Source organism: Acinetobacter sp. 25-47-122 (assembly GCF_056779695.1).
Map to the genome: position 1 here is coordinate 15301 of NZ_JBWYIJ010000002.1, position 16439 is coordinate 31739.

Annotated in this window: 14 protein-coding genes and 3 tRNA genes; 11 read left to right on the plus strand and 6 right to left on the minus strand. The window is 38.9% G+C overall.

Annotated features, from left to right (window positions below):
* Positions 1-47: 47 nt before the first annotated feature.
* The 3 genes from ftsH to AC1M9P_RS01610 all read left to right on the plus strand — a co-directional run bounded on the left by ftsH (position 48) and on the right by AC1M9P_RS01610 (position 3370).
* The gene (gene ftsH / locus AC1M9P_RS01600) at positions 48-1937 is read left to right on the plus strand and encodes an ATP-dependent zinc metalloprotease FtsH (RefSeq protein ID WP_035266907.1); all 1890 of its coding nucleotides are present in this window, start codon (positions 48-50) and stop codon (positions 1935-1937) included.
* Positions 1938-2041: 104 nt separating this feature from the next.
* Positions 2042-2896 (plus strand): dihydropteroate synthase, encoded by an 855-nt coding sequence (folP, locus tag AC1M9P_RS01605; RefSeq protein ID WP_481586561.1) that lies wholly within the window; start codon positions 2042-2044, stop codon positions 2894-2896.
* A 162-nt stretch (positions 2897-3058) separates the two neighbouring features.
* On the plus strand, positions 3059-3370 hold the full coding sequence (locus tag AC1M9P_RS01610) for a DUF5713 family protein (protein WP_035266912.1): 312 nt from the start codon (positions 3059-3061) through the stop codon (positions 3368-3370).
* A 108-nt stretch (positions 3371-3478) separates the two neighbouring features.
* Here AC1M9P_RS01610 and AC1M9P_RS01615 read toward each other — a convergent pair.
* Positions 3479-3564 (minus strand) — tRNA-Leu (locus AC1M9P_RS01615).
* A 217-nt stretch (positions 3565-3781) separates the two neighbouring features.
* Between AC1M9P_RS01615 and AC1M9P_RS01620 the strand changes: the two genes are divergently transcribed.
* The gene (locus AC1M9P_RS01620) at positions 3782-5545 is read left to right on the plus strand and encodes an alkaline phosphatase D family protein (RefSeq protein WP_481586562.1); all 1764 of its coding nucleotides are present in this window, start codon (positions 3782-3784) and stop codon (positions 5543-5545) included.
* 8 nt (positions 5546-5553) lie between these two features.
* On the opposite strand, the gene AC1M9P_RS01625 is transcribed toward AC1M9P_RS01620, so the two are convergent.
* The 3 genes from AC1M9P_RS01625 to AC1M9P_RS01635 all read right to left on the minus strand — a co-directional run bounded on the left by AC1M9P_RS01625 (position 5554) and on the right by AC1M9P_RS01635 (position 6573).
* Positions 5554-6285: a hypothetical protein gene (locus tag AC1M9P_RS01625; RefSeq protein ID WP_180028125.1), complete on the minus strand. Its 732-nt coding sequence runs from the start codon at positions 6283-6285 to the stop codon at positions 5554-5556.
* Between the two features lie 119 nt (positions 6286-6404).
* Positions 6405-6490: transfer RNA gene (locus AC1M9P_RS01630), tRNA-Leu, on the minus strand.
* 9 nt (positions 6491-6499) lie between these two features.
* Positions 6500-6573, minus strand: a tRNA-Cys gene (locus AC1M9P_RS01635).
* A gap of 153 nt (positions 6574-6726) precedes the next feature.
* Here AC1M9P_RS01635 and folD point away from each other — a divergent pair.
* Positions 6727-7575 carry a bifunctional methylenetetrahydrofolate dehydrogenase/methenyltetrahydrofolate cyclohydrolase FolD gene (gene folD, locus AC1M9P_RS01640; RefSeq protein ID WP_092765931.1) on the plus strand — a complete coding sequence of 283 codons (849 nt, stop codon included), beginning with the start codon at positions 6727-6729 and terminating at the stop codon, positions 7573-7575.
* 173 nt (positions 7576-7748) lie between these two features.
* Positions 7749-8429, plus strand: a complete 681-nt coding sequence (locus AC1M9P_RS01645) for a class I SAM-dependent methyltransferase (protein WP_481586563.1) — start codon at positions 7749-7751, stop codon at positions 8427-8429.
* 11 nt (positions 8430-8440) lie between these two features.
* On the opposite strand, the gene AC1M9P_RS01650 is transcribed toward AC1M9P_RS01645, so the two are convergent.
* On the minus strand, positions 8441-8872 hold the full coding sequence (locus AC1M9P_RS01650; RefSeq protein WP_035266928.1) for a hypothetical protein: 432 nt from the start codon (positions 8870-8872) through the stop codon (positions 8441-8443).
* 143 nt (positions 8873-9015) lie between these two features.
* Positions 9016-10845, minus strand: coding sequence for a phosphoenolpyruvate carboxykinase (GTP) (locus tag AC1M9P_RS01655; protein WP_035266931.1), 1830 nt, complete (start codon positions 10843-10845; stop codon positions 9016-9018).
* Between the two features lie 407 nt (positions 10846-11252).
* Here AC1M9P_RS01655 and AC1M9P_RS01660 point away from each other — a divergent pair, with 407 nt between their 5' ends.
* From AC1M9P_RS01660 to AC1M9P_RS01680, 5 genes are all read left to right on the plus strand, one after another.
* Positions 11253-12176, plus strand: coding sequence for a diacylglycerol/lipid kinase family protein (locus AC1M9P_RS01660; protein WP_035266932.1), 924 nt, complete (start codon positions 11253-11255; stop codon positions 12174-12176).
* Positions 12173-12949, plus strand: coding sequence for a metallophosphoesterase family protein (locus AC1M9P_RS01665; RefSeq protein WP_035266935.1), 777 nt, complete (start codon positions 12173-12175; stop codon positions 12947-12949). Before AC1M9P_RS01660 ends, AC1M9P_RS01665 begins: the two co-directional genes overlap by 4 nt.
* A gap of 169 nt (positions 12950-13118) precedes the next feature.
* Entirely contained in the window at positions 13119-13409 is a 291-nt protein-coding gene (locus AC1M9P_RS01670; protein WP_004810787.1) for a co-chaperone GroES, read from the plus strand.
* Between the two features lie 69 nt (positions 13410-13478).
* On the plus strand, positions 13479-15113 hold the full coding sequence (gene groL, locus AC1M9P_RS01675) for a chaperonin GroEL (RefSeq protein WP_035266940.1): 1635 nt from the start codon (positions 13479-13481) through the stop codon (positions 15111-15113).
* Between the two features lie 149 nt (positions 15114-15262).
* Positions 15263-16432 (plus strand): LuxR C-terminal-related transcriptional regulator, encoded by a 1170-nt coding sequence (locus tag AC1M9P_RS01680; protein ID WP_481586564.1) that lies wholly within the window; start codon positions 15263-15265, stop codon positions 16430-16432.
* Positions 16433-16439: the final 7 nt, after the last annotated feature.

Here is a 16439-nt window from a genome sequence, read left to right on the forward strand (position 1 = left end):
ACCCAATTTTGGGCATGATCAAATTAGATTGATATGGGAATAAAGCTTTGAGCGATCTCTTTAAGAATGCCGTTTTATGGCTTGTTATACTTGGTGTGCTGATATTAATTTTCAGCAACATTAGTGACCGTGATAAGCCTGCTGCATTGAACTATTCAGAATTTGTTGCAGCGGTTAATGCTGGTCAAATTAAACAAGTTACCATTGACGGTGAACGAATTAGTGGCGAAAAAGTAAATGGTTCTCCATTTGAGAGTATTCGTCCTGCGGTTCAAGATCCTGAGTTAATGCCGAATCTCATCAAAAATAATGTCGTTGTTGAGGGTACTGCTCCGCAACGTCAAGGTTTATTGATGCAGCTTTTGATCGCAAGCTTTCCAGTACTTTTAATCATTTTGTTATTCATGTTCTTTATGCGCAACATGGGTGGCGGTGCTGGTGGTAAAAACGGCCCGATGAGTTTTGGTAAGTCAAAAGCAAAAATGCTTTCAGAAGACCAAATCAAAGTCACTTTCACTGATGTTGCGGGTTGTGACGAAGCGAAACAAGAAGTCGTTGAAATTGTGGATTTCTTGAAAGATCCAACAAAGTTTAAGCGTCTTGGTGCGAGCATTCCTCGCGGTGTCCTGATGGTAGGTCCACCGGGTACAGGTAAAACTTTACTTGCGAAAGCGATTGCTGGAGAGGCTAAGGTTCCATTCTTTAGTATCTCAGGTTCAGACTTCGTAGAAATGTTCGTTGGTGTTGGTGCATCACGTGTACGTGATATGTTTGAGCAAGCGAAACGCCATGCGCCGTGTATCATTTTCATTGATGAGATTGATGCGGTGGGTCGTCATCGTGGTTCAGGTACTGGCGGTGGTCATGATGAGCGCGAACAAACCTTGAACCAGATGTTGGTAGAAATGGATGGTTTCGAAGGTAATGAAGGTATCATCGTTATTGCTGCGACTAACCGTGCTGACGTGCTAGATAAAGCTTTACTTCGTCCGGGACGTTTCGACCGTCAAGTAATGGTTGGACTTCCAGATATTAAAGGTCGTGAGCAAATCCTGAATGTGCATTTGAAAAAATTACCTTCAGTGACTGGTGTGGATGTCAAAGTATTGGCACGTGGTACTCCAGGGTTCTCTGGTGCGCAATTGGCAAACTTGGTCAATGAAGCTGCGTTATTTGCTGCACGTCGTAATAAAAATACGGTCGATATGCATGACTTTGAAGATGCAAAAGATAAGCTTTATATGGGGCCAGAGCGTAAATCAATGGTTCTTCGTGAAGAAGAGCGTCGCGCAACGGCTTATCATGAAGCAGGTCATGCGATTGTAGCTGAAATGCTTCCAGGCACAGACCCAGTACATAAAGTCACGATCATGCCACGTGGTTGGGCATTAGGTGTAACTTGGCAGCTTCCAGAGTTTGATCAAACCAGTCATTACAAAGACAAAATGTTGAATGAGCTTTCTATTCTGTTTGGTGGTCGTATTGCAGAAGAAATTTTCATTAATCAGATGTCAACTGGGGCTTCTAACGACTTTGAACGTGCAACAAAAATGGCGCGTGCAATGGTGACTAAGTACGGTATGTCTGACAAGATGGGTGTCATGGTTTATGAAGAAGATGCTCAACAGTCATTTATGGGTAGTCTAGGTGGTCGTACTATTTCTGAAACGACTCAACTTGAAGTTGATCGTGAAATTCGCCGTATCCTAGATGAGCAGTACAAAGTTGCACGTGATATCTTAGAAAATAATAAAGATATTGCCCATGCGATGGTAAAAGCTTTGCTTGAGTGGGAAACGATTGATCGTGATCAAATCCGTGACATTATGGAAGGTCGTGAACCTCAACCACCTAAGGTATATGTGGCTGAGAATCCAATTGTAGATGTAACCCCTACAGATGGTCCTTCAACGCCTCCACCTTTACCAGCAAGCTAAAATGAAGGAGCCTCTTATGAGGCTCTTTTTTTTTGTGTTGAAATTATCCCTCATGTTTAAATTTTACTTGATATCATGTGAATAGATTTTCTAGGAACATCAATATGCAACTTATCTCTTTACCTAATCAGATTCTTAAATGTGGTGCATTGGAACTTGATTTGTCAAAGCCTCATGTAATGGGTGTGTTAAATGTAACGCCAGATTCGTTTAGTGATGGTGGTAAACACAATAGTGTAGAGGCGGCACTAGAGAGAGCAAAGCAAATGATTGCTGAAGGGGCGAGTGTTATTGATGTAGGTGGTGAGTCAACTCGCCCTGGCGCATCTGCTGTTGATGTTCAAGATGAAGTAGATCGTGTAGTTCCGGTCGTTGAAGCGTTGTCAAAATTGAATGTAGTGATCTCAATCGACACTTCTCAACCAGAAGTGATTAAAAAGGCGGTTAAAGCTGGAGCGCATATTTGGAATGATGTCAGAGCATTAACAAAGCCACATGCTTTAGAAACAGCTGCGGAATTAGATATTCCAGTCATTATCATGCATATGCGTGGTGAGCCAACCACAATGAACCAGTTGGATCAATATGATGATATTACTTTAGATGTGATTTCAGAATTGCAAACTCGATTAGATGCAGCATTAAATGCAGGAATTAAACCTGAAAATATCATGATTGATCCGGGTTTCGGATTTGCAAAAAATGCACATCAAAACCTGAAATTATTAAAAGAGTTGTATAAATTAAATGAGTTGGGCTATCCAATGCTTTCTGCATTATCTCGTAAGCGATTTATTGGTGAAGCTTTAGGTGGTGTACCTGCCCATGAACGTGCAGTGGGTTCGGTGACGGGGCATCTGTTAAGCATACAGCAAGGAGCATGTATGGTCAGAGCACATGATGTAAAAGAAATGGTGCAAGCTATTCAAATTTGGGCAGCAATGAATAGTGTTAGTTAAATTAAAGGCAGATTTAAGACGGTTAAAATCATCAATGAAAATATTAGCTTAGTTATACTTTGATTAAAAGTGAGATTTACTCCTCGTTTTTATTGTTGGTTTAATGTCTAGCTTGTGTTATATAAGCTCGGTTTTTGTTAATGCTATTACTTGAGCTTTAATATGTTGAATGATGTACTTCTCCCGATGTTCGACGATGAATATTATCCTGATATTCTCGTGGCTGAAATTCAGCAACTCATTGAAAAATTCTCAAAAAAGGTATCTAAGGTGAATTCCGATGCTGAGATTTATCAAATCGCCAATGATATTGTGGCGGAAATTAATGAGATGAAACCTCAGTTCGAAGATCTTGATTCTTCTCTTGATGATGCAGCAGCAGACTATATTGCTGAGGCAATGATGATGGTCGTTCAGGAAGAGGGATTCTTAGATATCGAAATGGAAGAACTTGTTTCAAATAGAGAGTGGTAAATCGCTCTCTATTTTTTTGTGTTGTTATTGTTGTGGCTAAACGTTAGGCATAAAAAAACCAGCTTACGCTGGGTTTTTTATTTACACCATTATTCTCTATTAGAAGAATGGTGCCCGAGGCCAGACTCGAACTGGCACGCTTTGAGGGCGGGGGATTTTAAATCCCCTGTGTCTACCGATTTCACCACTCGGGCATGTGCGCAATAATAGAGGACACTTTTAAGCTTGGCAAGAGAAAATCGTATTATTTGCTTTCTTTTCAATCAACTTGCATTGATTAGGTTAAAAATTATAACTTTGGGGGCGATGGTTTAAGATATTTGGACATTAAATTGTCATCTGATTGCAATTTTAACTTCATAAATATGGTTTAAGTTCGAAGTTAAAATAACTCGCCAATTCATAAATAAAATGAAAAATAAAATCTCAAGACGCGCATTAATTAAAAATTCATTGGCTGGATTAGGTGCGATTTCACTGCCTGTTCTGATTACAGCATGTAATGGCGATGGTCAAACCAGCAATGAGCATAAAGTTGATTTTTTGCATGGAGTGGCGAGTGGAGATCCATTACAGGATCGAATAATTCTTTGGTCGCGAATAACACCTACAGATGTGGCGGCAACATATGAATTAGATTGGGAAATTGCACTTGATGAGAATTTTTCAAATATTGTTCAGATGGGGAAAATCAAGACTTCTGCTGCAAAAGACTTTTGCTTGAAAGTCGATGTACTTAATTTGAGTGCCGATACTCGTTATTATTACCGATTTAAATATGGGCAGATACATTCTCCAATTGGTCGTACGAAGACCTTAGCAACCAAGACCAATGCGGTTAACTTTGCCGTATGCTCATGCTCAAATTATCCAGCTGGTTATTTTTATGTGTATCGTGAAATTGCGAAGCAGGACGTGGATGCTGTGCTGCATCTGGGCGACTATATTTACGAATATGGCAAAGATGGGTATGCAACTGAACAAGCCGAAAAGCTTGGTAGAACACTCGATGTGGATAATCAAAACGAGATTTACCGTCTAGAAGATTATCGAAAACGTTATGCAAAATATCGAACAGATCCTGATTTACAAGCGGTTCATCAACGTCATCCATTTATTCTGATTTGGGATGATCATGAGCTGACAAATGATGCATGGAGAGCTGGTGCGCAGAATCATCAACCTGATTTAGAGGGAGATTTCGTAGCACGAAGAACAGCAGCCCTAACCGCTTATTTTGAGTGGATGCCAATCCGCGAAAAAAGCAATAACGATATTCTTCATATTTATCGTCAGTTTAATTTTGGTGATTTAGTTCAACTTAATATGCTAGATACACGTATGTTGGCACGAGATGAGCAACTGGCTTTTGCTTCATTTATGGATGGTGAAAATCTAAATGTTGAGCAATTTAGAGCGGCATTATTGAATGAGCAGCGACAGCTAATAGGGATAGATCAGTTAAATTGGTTGGCGAATAGTCTTCAGAGTTCTCGTGCAATATGGAATGTATTGGGTCAGCAAGTATTGATGGCGAAAATGTTGGTACCTGCTGAAGTATTGCAAATATTAAATGTTGCCAAAAGTGGAATGGTAGATGACAACTTTTTAATAGAAGCTCAAAAACGTCTGATGGAGTTGGTCGCGATTAAATTGCGTTATAAAAATAGTGACCCGAGCTTAACTGACGCTGAATTATTAAGAATCCTAACCGTGATTCCTTATAATTTAGACGCTTGGGATGGTTATTATGCTGAGCGTGAGCGTGTTTATGCTTTGTATGAGCAGTATCAGAAGAAAGTTGTTGTGTTGGCTGGAGATACACATAATGCGTGGGAGTCTGCATTACATCAACAAAATGGTGAGAAGGTGGGGATTGAATTAGCAACAAGTTCAGTTTCTTCACCAGGTATGGAGAAATATCTCAATTTACCTGAGAACTTAATGCAACAATTTGAACAAGTGTTTATCCAATTGATTGATGAATTAAGCTTTTGTAATTTGAATCAACGAGGCTATTTAAAATTGAGCTTTGATTCTACGCAATTGAGTGCAGATTGGTTGTTTTTAACAGATATTCATTCACAGAAGTATCAAGTTGATCAACTCAGATTGCACTCAACAACGTATGATACCAATTTGAATATAATTAAAGTAATGCAGCAAGCAAGTTGATCGTAGCGCTACATGATGCTATCGATATATTTTTCTATATCGGTATGCTTGTAGCGCATACACAATTTGTTTTCATAGTTCATCAAATGAACATAAAGTTGCGCATTTTTTTGTTTTTGTTCAATCAATAATTGATGCTGCTTTGAGTTTTTGGATGAAAAGATTAGTTTTAAGTAAAGCTTAAAATTTTGTTTATAACTCCAGAAAGCCACTCTACGAATTTCTTGAATGTAGTAATAGTTTTCTTTCGAAGTATTTTCTCGGAATAAATTCTCTTTATAAAATTTAACGAAACCAAAATTCATAGCGAAATAAAACAAAATTCCCTGTAAGAACCAACTTTCCATAAAAGCGATATTTAAACTTTGTAAAAGAATGAGGATGGTCAGTTTGAATGGGGTATTTTTAAGTTGCTGGTAAGTTGAGATGCTACTATGCTTGATCTGTTTGAGGATGATTGGCGTAATCAGCATAAAAAATAACATGATACACAACACAGCACTCCCGCCAGATTGAAAGCCTTCTAAAAAAACAATGTGTTGTTTAAGCAAAAGGGTTAACAAATATGAGCAAGGGAGGAAAATCATTAATGCAAGTGCAAGCGGGATCAGTTCTTTACGCTCATCTAGAATCCCTTTGGTCTTTAACTGACTATAGAGCAAGAAGTTTTTTTTAAACGCTTGAGGATATTGTTGTTTTAGTTCTTGAAGATATTGAGCAACTTGCTGATTTTGATTCATTTGAATATGAAATTCTGAAGATGAGTGATTATAGCAGATGAGTTTAAAGAAAATGCAGACATAAAAAAACCAGCTTACGCTGGGTTCTTTATTTACACCATTATTCTCTATTAGAAGAATGGTGCCCGAGGCCAGACTCGAACTGGCACGCTTTGTGGGCGGGGGATTTTAAATCCCCTGTGTCTACCGATTTCACCACTCGGGCTTAACAAGATGGAGGCGGAGGTCGGAATCGAACCGGCGTACACGGAGTTGCAGTCCGCTGCATGACCACTCTGCCACCCCGCCATGTCTTGTTGATGCGTATATTAACAAGCTCTGAAAAAAAAACAATAGTGCTTTTATTCGTATGTGCAGAAAAACAGCATATAACGGAAATTATTTAAAATATTCATGTAGAATGTGCGAAATTGATTCATATCAACACTTGGGAGATGTGCCGTGGCATTAGTTTTAGATGGTCGTGCATTGGCAAAACAAATTGAGGCTGATTTGTTAACTCGCGTAGAAGCGTTAAAAGCAAAATCAGGACGTACTCCAATTCTTGCGACGATTTTAGTAGGTGACGATGGTGCATCTGCAACTTATGTGCGTATGAAGGGTAATGCATGCCGCCGTGTTGGTATGGATTCACTTAAAGTTGAACTACCAAAAGAAACGACGACAGAACAATTGCTTGCTGAAATTGAAAAACTCAATGCAAATCCTGATGTTCACGGTATTCTTTTACAACATCCAGTACCAGCGCAAATTGATGAGCGAGCGTGTTTTGATGCGATCTCACTTGAAAAAGATGTGGATGGTGTTACTTGCCTTGGTTATGGTCGTATGGCAATGGGTGAAGCGGCTTACGGTTCTGCGACACCTGCAGGTATTATGACGATTCTGAAAGAAAACAACATCGAAATCGCAGGTAAGCATGCGGTTGTTGTAGGTCGTTCTGCAATTTTGGGTAAGCCAATGGCAGCTATGCTTCTCGAGGCGAATGCTACTGTAACGATTTGTCACTCTCGAACACAAGACCTTGCTAGCTTTGTGAAGCAAGCGGATATCATTGTGGGTGCAGTGGGTAAAGCTGAATTGATTCAAAAAGATTGGATTAAACCTGGTGCAGTAGTTGTTGATGCTGGTTTCCATCCACGTGATGGCGGTGGTGTGGGCGATATTCAACTTGTTGGTATTGAAGATATTGCTTCAGCTTACACACCAGTACCGGGTGGTGTAGGTCCAATGACAATCACAACGTTGATTCGTCAAACAGTTGAAGCAGCTGAAAAAGCTTTAGGTTAATATTATCTCCCTCTCTTGCGCCGTATACGGCTCAGGGAGAGGTTCGGGGTGAGGGTATTGAGTTAGATAAATCCTCTCGCTAACCCTCTCCTTTAAAAGGAGAGGGAATTCTCTTTATTAATTTAGGTTTCGTATTTGAAACTCAAATTTTGTATATTTAAAAATAAAATCCAATGAGCTGTACTTTCCAATTTCCTAAAGCGCCTGAACATTTACTAAAAGCCTTACATGATGTGATTCCACATTGTGAACTTCATGCACAGCAATTGCCTGATACACCAATTTCACTTTGGCTCATTCCACCCATTTTTCCAACCGATAAGCTAGACGATGAAGTTATTCGTCGTATTTGGAATGATACTCCATATTGGATTTTCTGTTGGGCATCAGGTTTAGCAATGGCACAATGGTTATTGACTGAACCGCATCATGTGAAAGACAAAGTGGTTTTAGACTTTGGCGCAGGTTCAGGCGTAGTTGCTATTGCGGCGAAAATGGCTGGGGCAAAACGAGTCATTTGTTGTGACATTGATCAAGTTAGTTTGGATGCGTGTCGTGCCAATGCTGAATTGAATGATGTTGAGCTTGAATATTTGGATGACTTATATAAAGCTGAGCAGGTTGATATCTTGTTGGCGGCTGATGTGTTGTATGACCATTGCAATCGTTTCTTCTTAGATGAGTTTTTAAAATTTGCACCCGAGGTATGGGTGGCGGATAGTCGTGTGAAAAACTTTAGTCATCCGAAGTATGAAAAGCTTGATGAGCGCAGTGCAACGACATGGCCAGACTTAGATGAATCACCTGAATTTAGAAATGTCAGTTTTTATAAGACACTCAATGAAGTACATTGAGTGTCTTAAGTTTAGAGTGTGCAGTTAAAGCGAACCACTTGTAAGAGACTAGGCTTAGTTTCTAAAGAAAGACGTGTATTGTAGTCTTCATTGCTGTATAGACTTTGAGTGTTTGAGAGTCCGAAAGATGTTCGTGATTGGCCAATTTGAACCTGTTGAGTTTCTTGAGTTTTGTAATTGGGATTGGCAATTTCATTTACACTCAAAATGGTGGTTTTATACTGTTGAGTATGTCCTAAAACTTGTTGGCAAGTGCGTTGCAATTTGTGTTCATCAATATTTTGGTTGGCACGTGCAGAGAGGGTATACGAAATAGTGGCAGAATTCTCTGATTTATTTTCAATTTGATATCCTGTAGCTCCATTGTGCTGTCGCGGAACAGATTGACAGGCTGTAAGCATAAGGGCGATTAAACAAGAGCCAATCATTTCTATTTTTTTCATTATTCGATCCTAATAAGCTGTTTAAATCAGTATGCCATAAGTGTGACAACTTATTGGTACTAATAAACGTTACTAAATACACTTTATTCAGTTTGTTTGAAGTAAAAAAAAGGTCACCGAAGTGACCTTTTTTCTCATCATGCTTAAGCAGATTTAACCGCTTCTAAAAGCTCAGCTTGACGTTTTTTCAACGCTTCTGGTAAACGATCACCAAGTTTGTTGAATAATTCAGTGTGGCTTTCAAGTTCTTTGATCCATTGATCTTTGTCTTGAGAAGTCACAAGGTCAAATTGTTCTTTCGTAAAGTCAGAACCAGTCCAGTTCAACTGTTCGTATGTTGGAACACGACCAATTGGAGTTTCAACAGCGTCAGCACGACCTTCACAGCGATCGATAATCCACTCAAGAACACGCATGTTTTGACCGAAACCAGGCCATACAAAGTTGCCTTCAGCATCACGACGGAACCAGTTCACATTGTAAATACCAGGAAGCTTGTTACCAGCAGCTGCAGCTTTCTCGCCAACTTTCTCACCCATTTCTAACCAATGCGTGAAGTAGTCAGCCATGTTGTAGCCAGCAAATGGAAGCATCGCAAATGGATCGCGACGAACAATACCTTGTTGACCAACAGCAGCAGCAGTTGTTTCAGAGCCCATCGTTGCAGCTTTATAAACACCGTCAACCCAGTCAAATGCTTCTGAAATTAGAGGCACTGTGTCCGCACGGCGACCACCAAAGATGAACGCAGAGATTGGAACACCTGCTGGATTTTCCCAGTCAGCATCAATAGAAGGGCATTGACCAGCTGAAACTGTGAAACGCGCATTTGGATGAGCCGCTTTTTCTTCACCAGTGTGTGGTTGACCTTTCCAGTTAGTTAGGTTAGCAGGCGCTTCTTTAGAAAGACCTTCCCACCATACTTCACCGTTGTCAGTCACAGCAACGTTTGTATAGATCACGTCTTTATGAAGCGTAGCCATACAGTTCGGGTTCGTCTTCGTGTTAGTACCAGGCGCTACACCGAAGAAACCTGCTTCAGGGTTGATTGCATATAAGCGACCATCTTCACCTGGTTTGATCCAAGCAATATCGTCACCTACAGTTTCAATTTTCCAACCTTCATAACCTGCTGGTGGAATTAACATTGCAAAGTTTGTTTTACCACAAGCAGATGGGAATGCAGCTGCGATGTAGTGTTTTTCACCTTGTGGATTTGTCACACCAAGGATGAGCATGTGTTCAGCTAACCAGCCTTGTTGACGACCCATGAATGATGCGATACGTAATGCTAAGCATTTTTTACCAAGCAATGCGTTACCGCCGTAACCAGAACCGAATGACCAAATTTCACGAGTTTCTGGGTAATGCACGATGTATTTTTCTTTGTTGCAAGGCCAAGCAACGTCTTTTTGACCTTCTTCCAATGGTGCACCTACAGTGTGTACACATGGAACAAATTCGCCATCAGTACCTAGAACGTCATAAACAGCTTTACCCATGCGAGCCATTTTAGACATGCTGACTGCAACATAAGGAGAGTCAGTAAGTTCGATACCAATGTGAGCAATATGAGAACCTAAAGGACCCATAGAGAAAGGTACAACGTACAAAGTACGACCTTTCATAGAACCGTCAAATAAACCGTTTAATTTTTCACGCATAACCGCTGGAGCTTCCCAGTTGTTAGTTGCGCCAGCATCTTCTTTGTTTTCAGAGCAGATAAAAGTACGGTCTTCAACTCGAGCAACGTCAGAAGGATCAGAGTTTGCAAGATATGAACCAGGGTGCTTTTCTTGGTTAAGCGCTTGCATTGTGCCGTTAGCGATCATCAAGTCGATATAACGTTGATATTCTTCTGCGCTACCGTCACACCATTCAATTTTTGCTGGTTTTGTTAGTTTAGCAATCTCTTCCACCCAAGCAATAAGCTTAGGGTGACGAACGAATTCTGGTGCGTTCACTTGGGTCATGGTGAGGCCTATATCAAAAGTGTACAATGTGGTGTACAAATAATATCTAGATGCTGGTTTGCAGACTCTAGATTCAGTATGAAAAAAAAGTGGCTGTATTAAAGCATATTTTCATAAAAAAAATAAGACCAAAGGCTGAAATACCGCTTAAGACTTTGATGGTATTAAGTGTATGTAATCATTATATATTTTTTTTAAAAATGAATGATTTCTTTTTCATGTTTAATTTTTATGTTTAGTATTTTTAGTTAAAATATTTATATTAAACAATAGTTTGGTTAAATTTTGAGATCAATTCTCATCATCGAAAAATCAAATGAACGTCATTTAAAAATTACATAAATTGGCTTTTAATTGAGTAGTAAATAGACGAAATTTTAAAGTAATTCAATTTTTAAAGCCATAAAATGAATTCAATGCTTAAGCCTTTGTCTATGATTTTTAATGAAAAATCTGGATTTCATGCCACCAATAATGATCAAATTTATGAGCAACTCATGCGTTATTGGACAGATCTAGGTTTTGAAATACAAGTTTTTGATATTGCATCAGAAATGAGTATTCAAGCACTCATCGAAAAAGTTCATCTTCGACATTTAAATCATGATAATCAGGGGGTAATTGTGGTTGCCGGGGGAGATGGAACGTTAAATTCTGTGGCTAATTATTTATTACATCAAACCATCCCTTTGGCAATTTTACCTTTAGGCACATTCAATTATGTTGCACGGGTTTTAAATATTCCTTTAGATATTCTCGAAGCTGCAAAACTTGTGGTTGAAGGTAAGCCTAAAGCAGTGCATGTGGCAAAAATTAATGATGCTATTTATCTAAATAATGCGAGTTTGGGTCTTTATCCATTGTTTATTAAAAAAAGAGAGTTATATAACCAAAAACTAGGGCGTCTGCCATTACATGCCTATACTTCTGGCTTAGATGTGTTGATTCGTGATCGTAAAGAATTAAAGTTAGAAATTGAGGTGGATGGTGTAAATTATGCAGTTAAAACCCCTTTATTATTTTTAGGCAATAACCAACTTCAATTAAAAGAAATGAACCTCAATATCGCTAAAACGGCAGAAGAGGGTCGGGTTGCGGGAGTTGTGCTTGCTCGCACGGATAAGCTGAGTATTTTTAAAACACTCATCCAACTCGTTCGTGGAAAATTAGATCAGGCAGCAGACGTATATAGTTTCAGTGCGGATCATGTGCGTATACGTTCTCATCAAAAAAAAATGACAGTAGCAATCGATGGAGAAATTATTCAACTGGATTCACCATTAGATATTCATGTTGAAAGAAATGCACTGACCTTGATGGTGCCACAATGATTTTACATTTGTCTGATTTGCATTTTGGAACTGAGCAACAAGACTGTTTAGATGCAATTGCTCACTTTGTTGCAGAACATTTGATCGAAGCTATTGTGGTCAGTGGTGATCTCACTCAAAGGGCAAGATTTTCACAGTTTTATCACTGCAAAAAATTTCTAGAAGAACTTAATGTTCCTTATATTGTGATTCCGGGTAATCACGATATTCCTTTGTTTCATTTATGGCGCAGATTTTTAAGTCCGTTTCATCGGTATAAGTTGTTTTTTGGTGAAATGGAACAGACCTTAGAGACTGAGCATTTTTATATTATAGGAATCAATACAATTCATCCTAAGTATCATACGAAAGGTCGTATTACTGAGTTTCAAATTCAGGAAATTAATCAAAAAATGAAATTGGCTCCTCAAGATAAATTAAAAATTCTGCTTACGCATCAACCTTTCTATAGTGGTGATCATGGTATAAATATGTCTAAAGATCGTCCTAAAAATACTGAAAAAGCCCTAAAGACATGGGCAAGCTCAGGGTTGAATGCAATTCTACATGGTCATTTACATGTATCTGCTGTTTATGATCTGAATAAGATTTTCCAACTTAATGCTCAACATCCAATATTGGATATTCATGCAGGTACCGCTACGTCACATCGTTTACATCATGACTTTTCTAATAGTTTTAATCTAATTGATGAAAAACTGAAGGTGCGTGAATATCGCTTTGATTCGAGATTCAAGAAATTTTATTTAGTTGCAAATCGGAATGAAGGCTAAACTATCGAAATGCCTAAAAAAAATACAAAAAATTAAATTTTTTTTCATTTTCCCCTTGAAGCAATTTTTTCCATCCCCACAAAAGTGACATCAAATAATTTTGGTGGTGATCTAAGGAAATTAAGATCACGACTATTAATCAAAAGACTTAGTCTGATGGAGTATTTTTATGAGCAACATTCGTCCATTACATGACCGTGTAGTAATTCGTCGTGTTGAAGAAGAAACAAAAACAGCTGGCGGCATTTTATTGCCAGGTTCTGCTGCAGAAAAACCTGCTCAAGGTGAAATTATTGCAGTTGGTAATGGTCAGATCACTGACAATGGCGTTCGCGCTTTAGATGTAAAAGTAGGTGACAAGGTATTGTTTGGTACTTATGCAGGAACAACTGTGAAAGTAGATGGCGAAGAACTATTAATCATGAAAGAGTCAGATATTTTAGCTGTTTTAGAAGGCTAATTTATTCTTTTTAATACTACTCATTTAATCAATCAGATTTAGTAATTTTAATAATATTCGGAGTCAAATATGTCAGCTAAAGACGTTAAGTTTGGTGATTCAGCTCGCACAAAAATGATCGCAGGTGTGAATATCCTTGCAGATGCGGTTAAAGTTACACTTGGTCCTAAAGGCCGTAACGTTGTTATCGATCGTTCATTCGGTGCGCCACACATCACTAAAGATGGTGTTTCTGTAGCGAAAGAAATAACATTAAAAGACAAGTTTGAAAACATGGGTGCTCAACTTGTTCGTGAAGTTTCTTCTAAAACAAATGACATCGCAGGTGACGGTACTACAACGGCAACTGTTTTAGCTCAAGCAATTTTGAACGAAGGGATCAAGTCAGTAACTGCGGGTATGAACCCAATGGACTTGAAACGCGGTATTGATATTGCAGTTAAAGCTGTTGTTGCAGATATTAAAGCAACGGCTAAACCAGCATCTGATTCTAAAGCGATTGAACAAGTTGGTTCGATTTCTGCGAACTCTGATACGACTGTTGGTTCACTGATCGCTCAAGCGATGGAAAAAGTGGGTAAAGAAGGTGTAATCACTGTTGAAGAAGGTTCAGGCTTTGAAGATTCTCTAGATGTTGTAGAGGGTATGCAGTTTGACCGTGGTTATATCTCTCCATACTTCGCAAACAAACAAGATACATTGACTGCTGAATTGGAAAACCCATTTATCCTTCTTGTTGATAAGAAAGTAAGCAACATTCGTGAGTTGATTACTGTTCTTGAGGCAGTTGCGAAAACAGGTAAACCACTTCTTATCATCGCTGAAGATGTCGAAGGTGAGGCACTTGCAACGCTTGTTGTAAACAACATGCGTGGCATCATCAAAGTATGTGCTGTTAAAGCACCAGGCTTCGGTGATCGTCGTAAAGCAATGCTTCAAGATATCGCGATCTTAACTGGTGGTACTGTGATTTCTGAAGAAATCGGTATGCAGTTAGATCAAACAACACTTGAACATTTAGGTACTGCACACAAAGTAACTGTATCTAAAGAAAACACAGTGATTGTTGATGGTGCAGGCGATGCGAATCAAATTGCTGAGCGTGTTCAACAAATTCGTGCGCAAATCGAAGAATCAACTTCAGAATACGACAAAGAAAAACTTCAAGAGCGTGTTGCTAAATTAGCTGGCGGTGTAGCAGTGATTAAAATCGGTGCTGCAACTGAAGTTGAAATGAAAGAGAAGAAAGATCGTGTAGACGATGCTCTTCATGCAACTCGTGCTGCTGTTGAAGAAGGTGTTGTTGCGGGTGGTGGTGTTGCATTAGTACGTGCAGCTAAAGCACTGGATGGTGTAACGGGTATTAACGATGATCAAAACGTAGGTATCAACATCCTTCGTCGTGCGATTGAAGCGCCACTTCGTCAAATCGTATCTAATGCAGGTGACGAACCATCTGTAGTGATCAATGCAGTTAAAAATGGCGAAGGCAACTTTGGTTATAACGCTGCGACTGGTGAATACGGCGATATGCTAGAGATGGGTATCCTTGATCCAGCGAAAGTAACTCGTTCTGCTCTTGAACATGCTGCATCTGTTGCGGGCTTAATGTTAACAACTGAGTGCATGATTACAGAGATCCCAGAAGATAAACCAGCTATGCCTGACATGGGCGGTATGGGTGGTATGGGCGGTATGATGTAATTCATCCCACAGCCTAAAAAATCCCCGCATTAAGCGGGGATTTTTTTGTCATCTGTCTGATAAATATTTGAATACTATTGTAAATATTGAATAAAAGCCTAGTAGAGCGCTAATCTAAAGGAACATTAACACCATGATTGGGGGTGATGATGTTAACTGTTCAAGAAAATCAAATCATAGAAGAAATTTATGAGGCTGCCTTAAAGCCACATCACTGGGAAAATGTTTTAAAACAGGTCGTGGAATTTACACAGAGTTCAACGGCGATCTTTACTTACTTTGATCAGCTTCGGCCCGAACAAAATTTTATTTACACTATTAATATCCCGATTGATGGAATTCAAAATTATCAAACGTATAACTTAGATGTCGTAGACATGCGCATTCATGGTGAGTTAATGAATACCTATGGATTAGAGCATGCCTATCAAATTGATTGTCGATCATACGCTGAAACAGATAATGAGGATTTGAAAAGCTTTTATGAATATTGTTTAGTTCCTTCAAACATCTGTCATCTTAGTGGGGTATTGCTAGAGTATGGAAAATATAAATGGGGCGTACTTGCGGTACATCGACCATCAGATGCAGTTGCTTATGAGGCTGCTGAATTACAAAGTTTAGAACGAATCGCTAAACACTTTAGAAGAGCAATTCAAATTCATCGACAAATTAAGCATCTTCAACATGATAGAAGTAATTACACCGAAATTTTAGATAAGTTGAATGTGGGTGTACTCATCATTCAATCTGATCTAGAAGTTAAATTTGTGAATCAGTATGCGAGGGATTGTTTGAATGATACGAGTATGATTGAAATAGATTTGCATAACAGATTAAAAATAATCGAGCCTTATAATACTCAATTAAAAAAATTAGTGCAGAGCACATTCAAAAAGAATGAGCGTTATTCATTAGAGAGGCATGATCAAGAACAAGTTGGGGGTGCAATGCAATTATACAGCGATGGACATCAATCAGCGTACTTAATCACAGTCTCACCACTTAAGGTGCTGTCAGCTTCAATGATCTTAGACAATAATCAAATTGCATTATTCTTATCAAAAATGCAGGATCGAAAACGCTTGTCTAAAACATTACTGAAGTCAACATTCCAACTGACAGCTCGAGAAATTGAAATTTGTCAGCATTTTATGGACGATCAGCATCTTGAAAATATTGCTTTGAAATGTGGGATTACGCTGAGTTCGCTGCGGACATATCTGAAAACGATTTATCAGAAGTTAGGATGCTCCTCACAAGCTGAAATGATGCGGATTTTGATCGAATTTATTGATGCTTTTCAGCACATTGAGTAATCCCCCT

Bases quoted from the DNA above. Each gene is read 5' to 3' on its own strand.
- folP (WP_481586561.1), top strand. From the start codon at position 2,042: ATGCAACTTATCTCTTTACCTAATCAGATTCTTAAATGTGGTGCATTG.
- AC1M9P_RS01610 (WP_035266912.1), top strand. From the start codon at position 3,059: ATGTTGAATGATGTACTTCTCCCGATGTTCGACGATGAATATTATCCT.
- AC1M9P_RS01620 (WP_481586562.1), top strand. From the start codon at position 3,782: ATGAAAAATAAAATCTCAAGACGCGCATTAATTAAAAATTCATTGGCT.
- AC1M9P_RS01625 (WP_180028125.1), bottom strand. From the start codon at position 6,285: ATGAATCAAAATCAGCAAGTTGCTCAATATCTTCAAGAACTAAAACAA.
- AC1M9P_RS01645 (WP_481586563.1), top strand. From the start codon at position 7,749: ATGAGCTGTACTTTCCAATTTCCTAAAGCGCCTGAACATTTACTAAAA.
- AC1M9P_RS01650 (WP_035266928.1), bottom strand. From the start codon at position 8,872: ATGAAAAAAATAGAAATGATTGGCTCTTGTTTAATCGCCCTTATGCTT.
- AC1M9P_RS01655 (WP_035266931.1), bottom strand. From the start codon at position 10,845: ATGACCCAAGTGAACGCACCAGAATTCGTTCGTCACCCTAAGCTTATT.
- AC1M9P_RS01660 (WP_035266932.1), top strand. From the start codon at position 11,253: ATGAATTCAATGCTTAAGCCTTTGTCTATGATTTTTAATGAAAAATCT.
- AC1M9P_RS01665 (WP_035266935.1), top strand. From the start codon at position 12,173: ATGATTTTACATTTGTCTGATTTGCATTTTGGAACTGAGCAACAAGAC.
- AC1M9P_RS01670 (WP_004810787.1), top strand. From the start codon at position 13,119: ATGAGCAACATTCGTCCATTACATGACCGTGTAGTAATTCGTCGTGTT.
- groL (WP_035266940.1), top strand. From the start codon at position 13,479: ATGTCAGCTAAAGACGTTAAGTTTGGTGATTCAGCTCGCACAAAAATG.
- AC1M9P_RS01680 (WP_481586564.1), top strand. From the start codon at position 15,263: ATGTTAACTGTTCAAGAAAATCAAATCATAGAAGAAATTTATGAGGCT.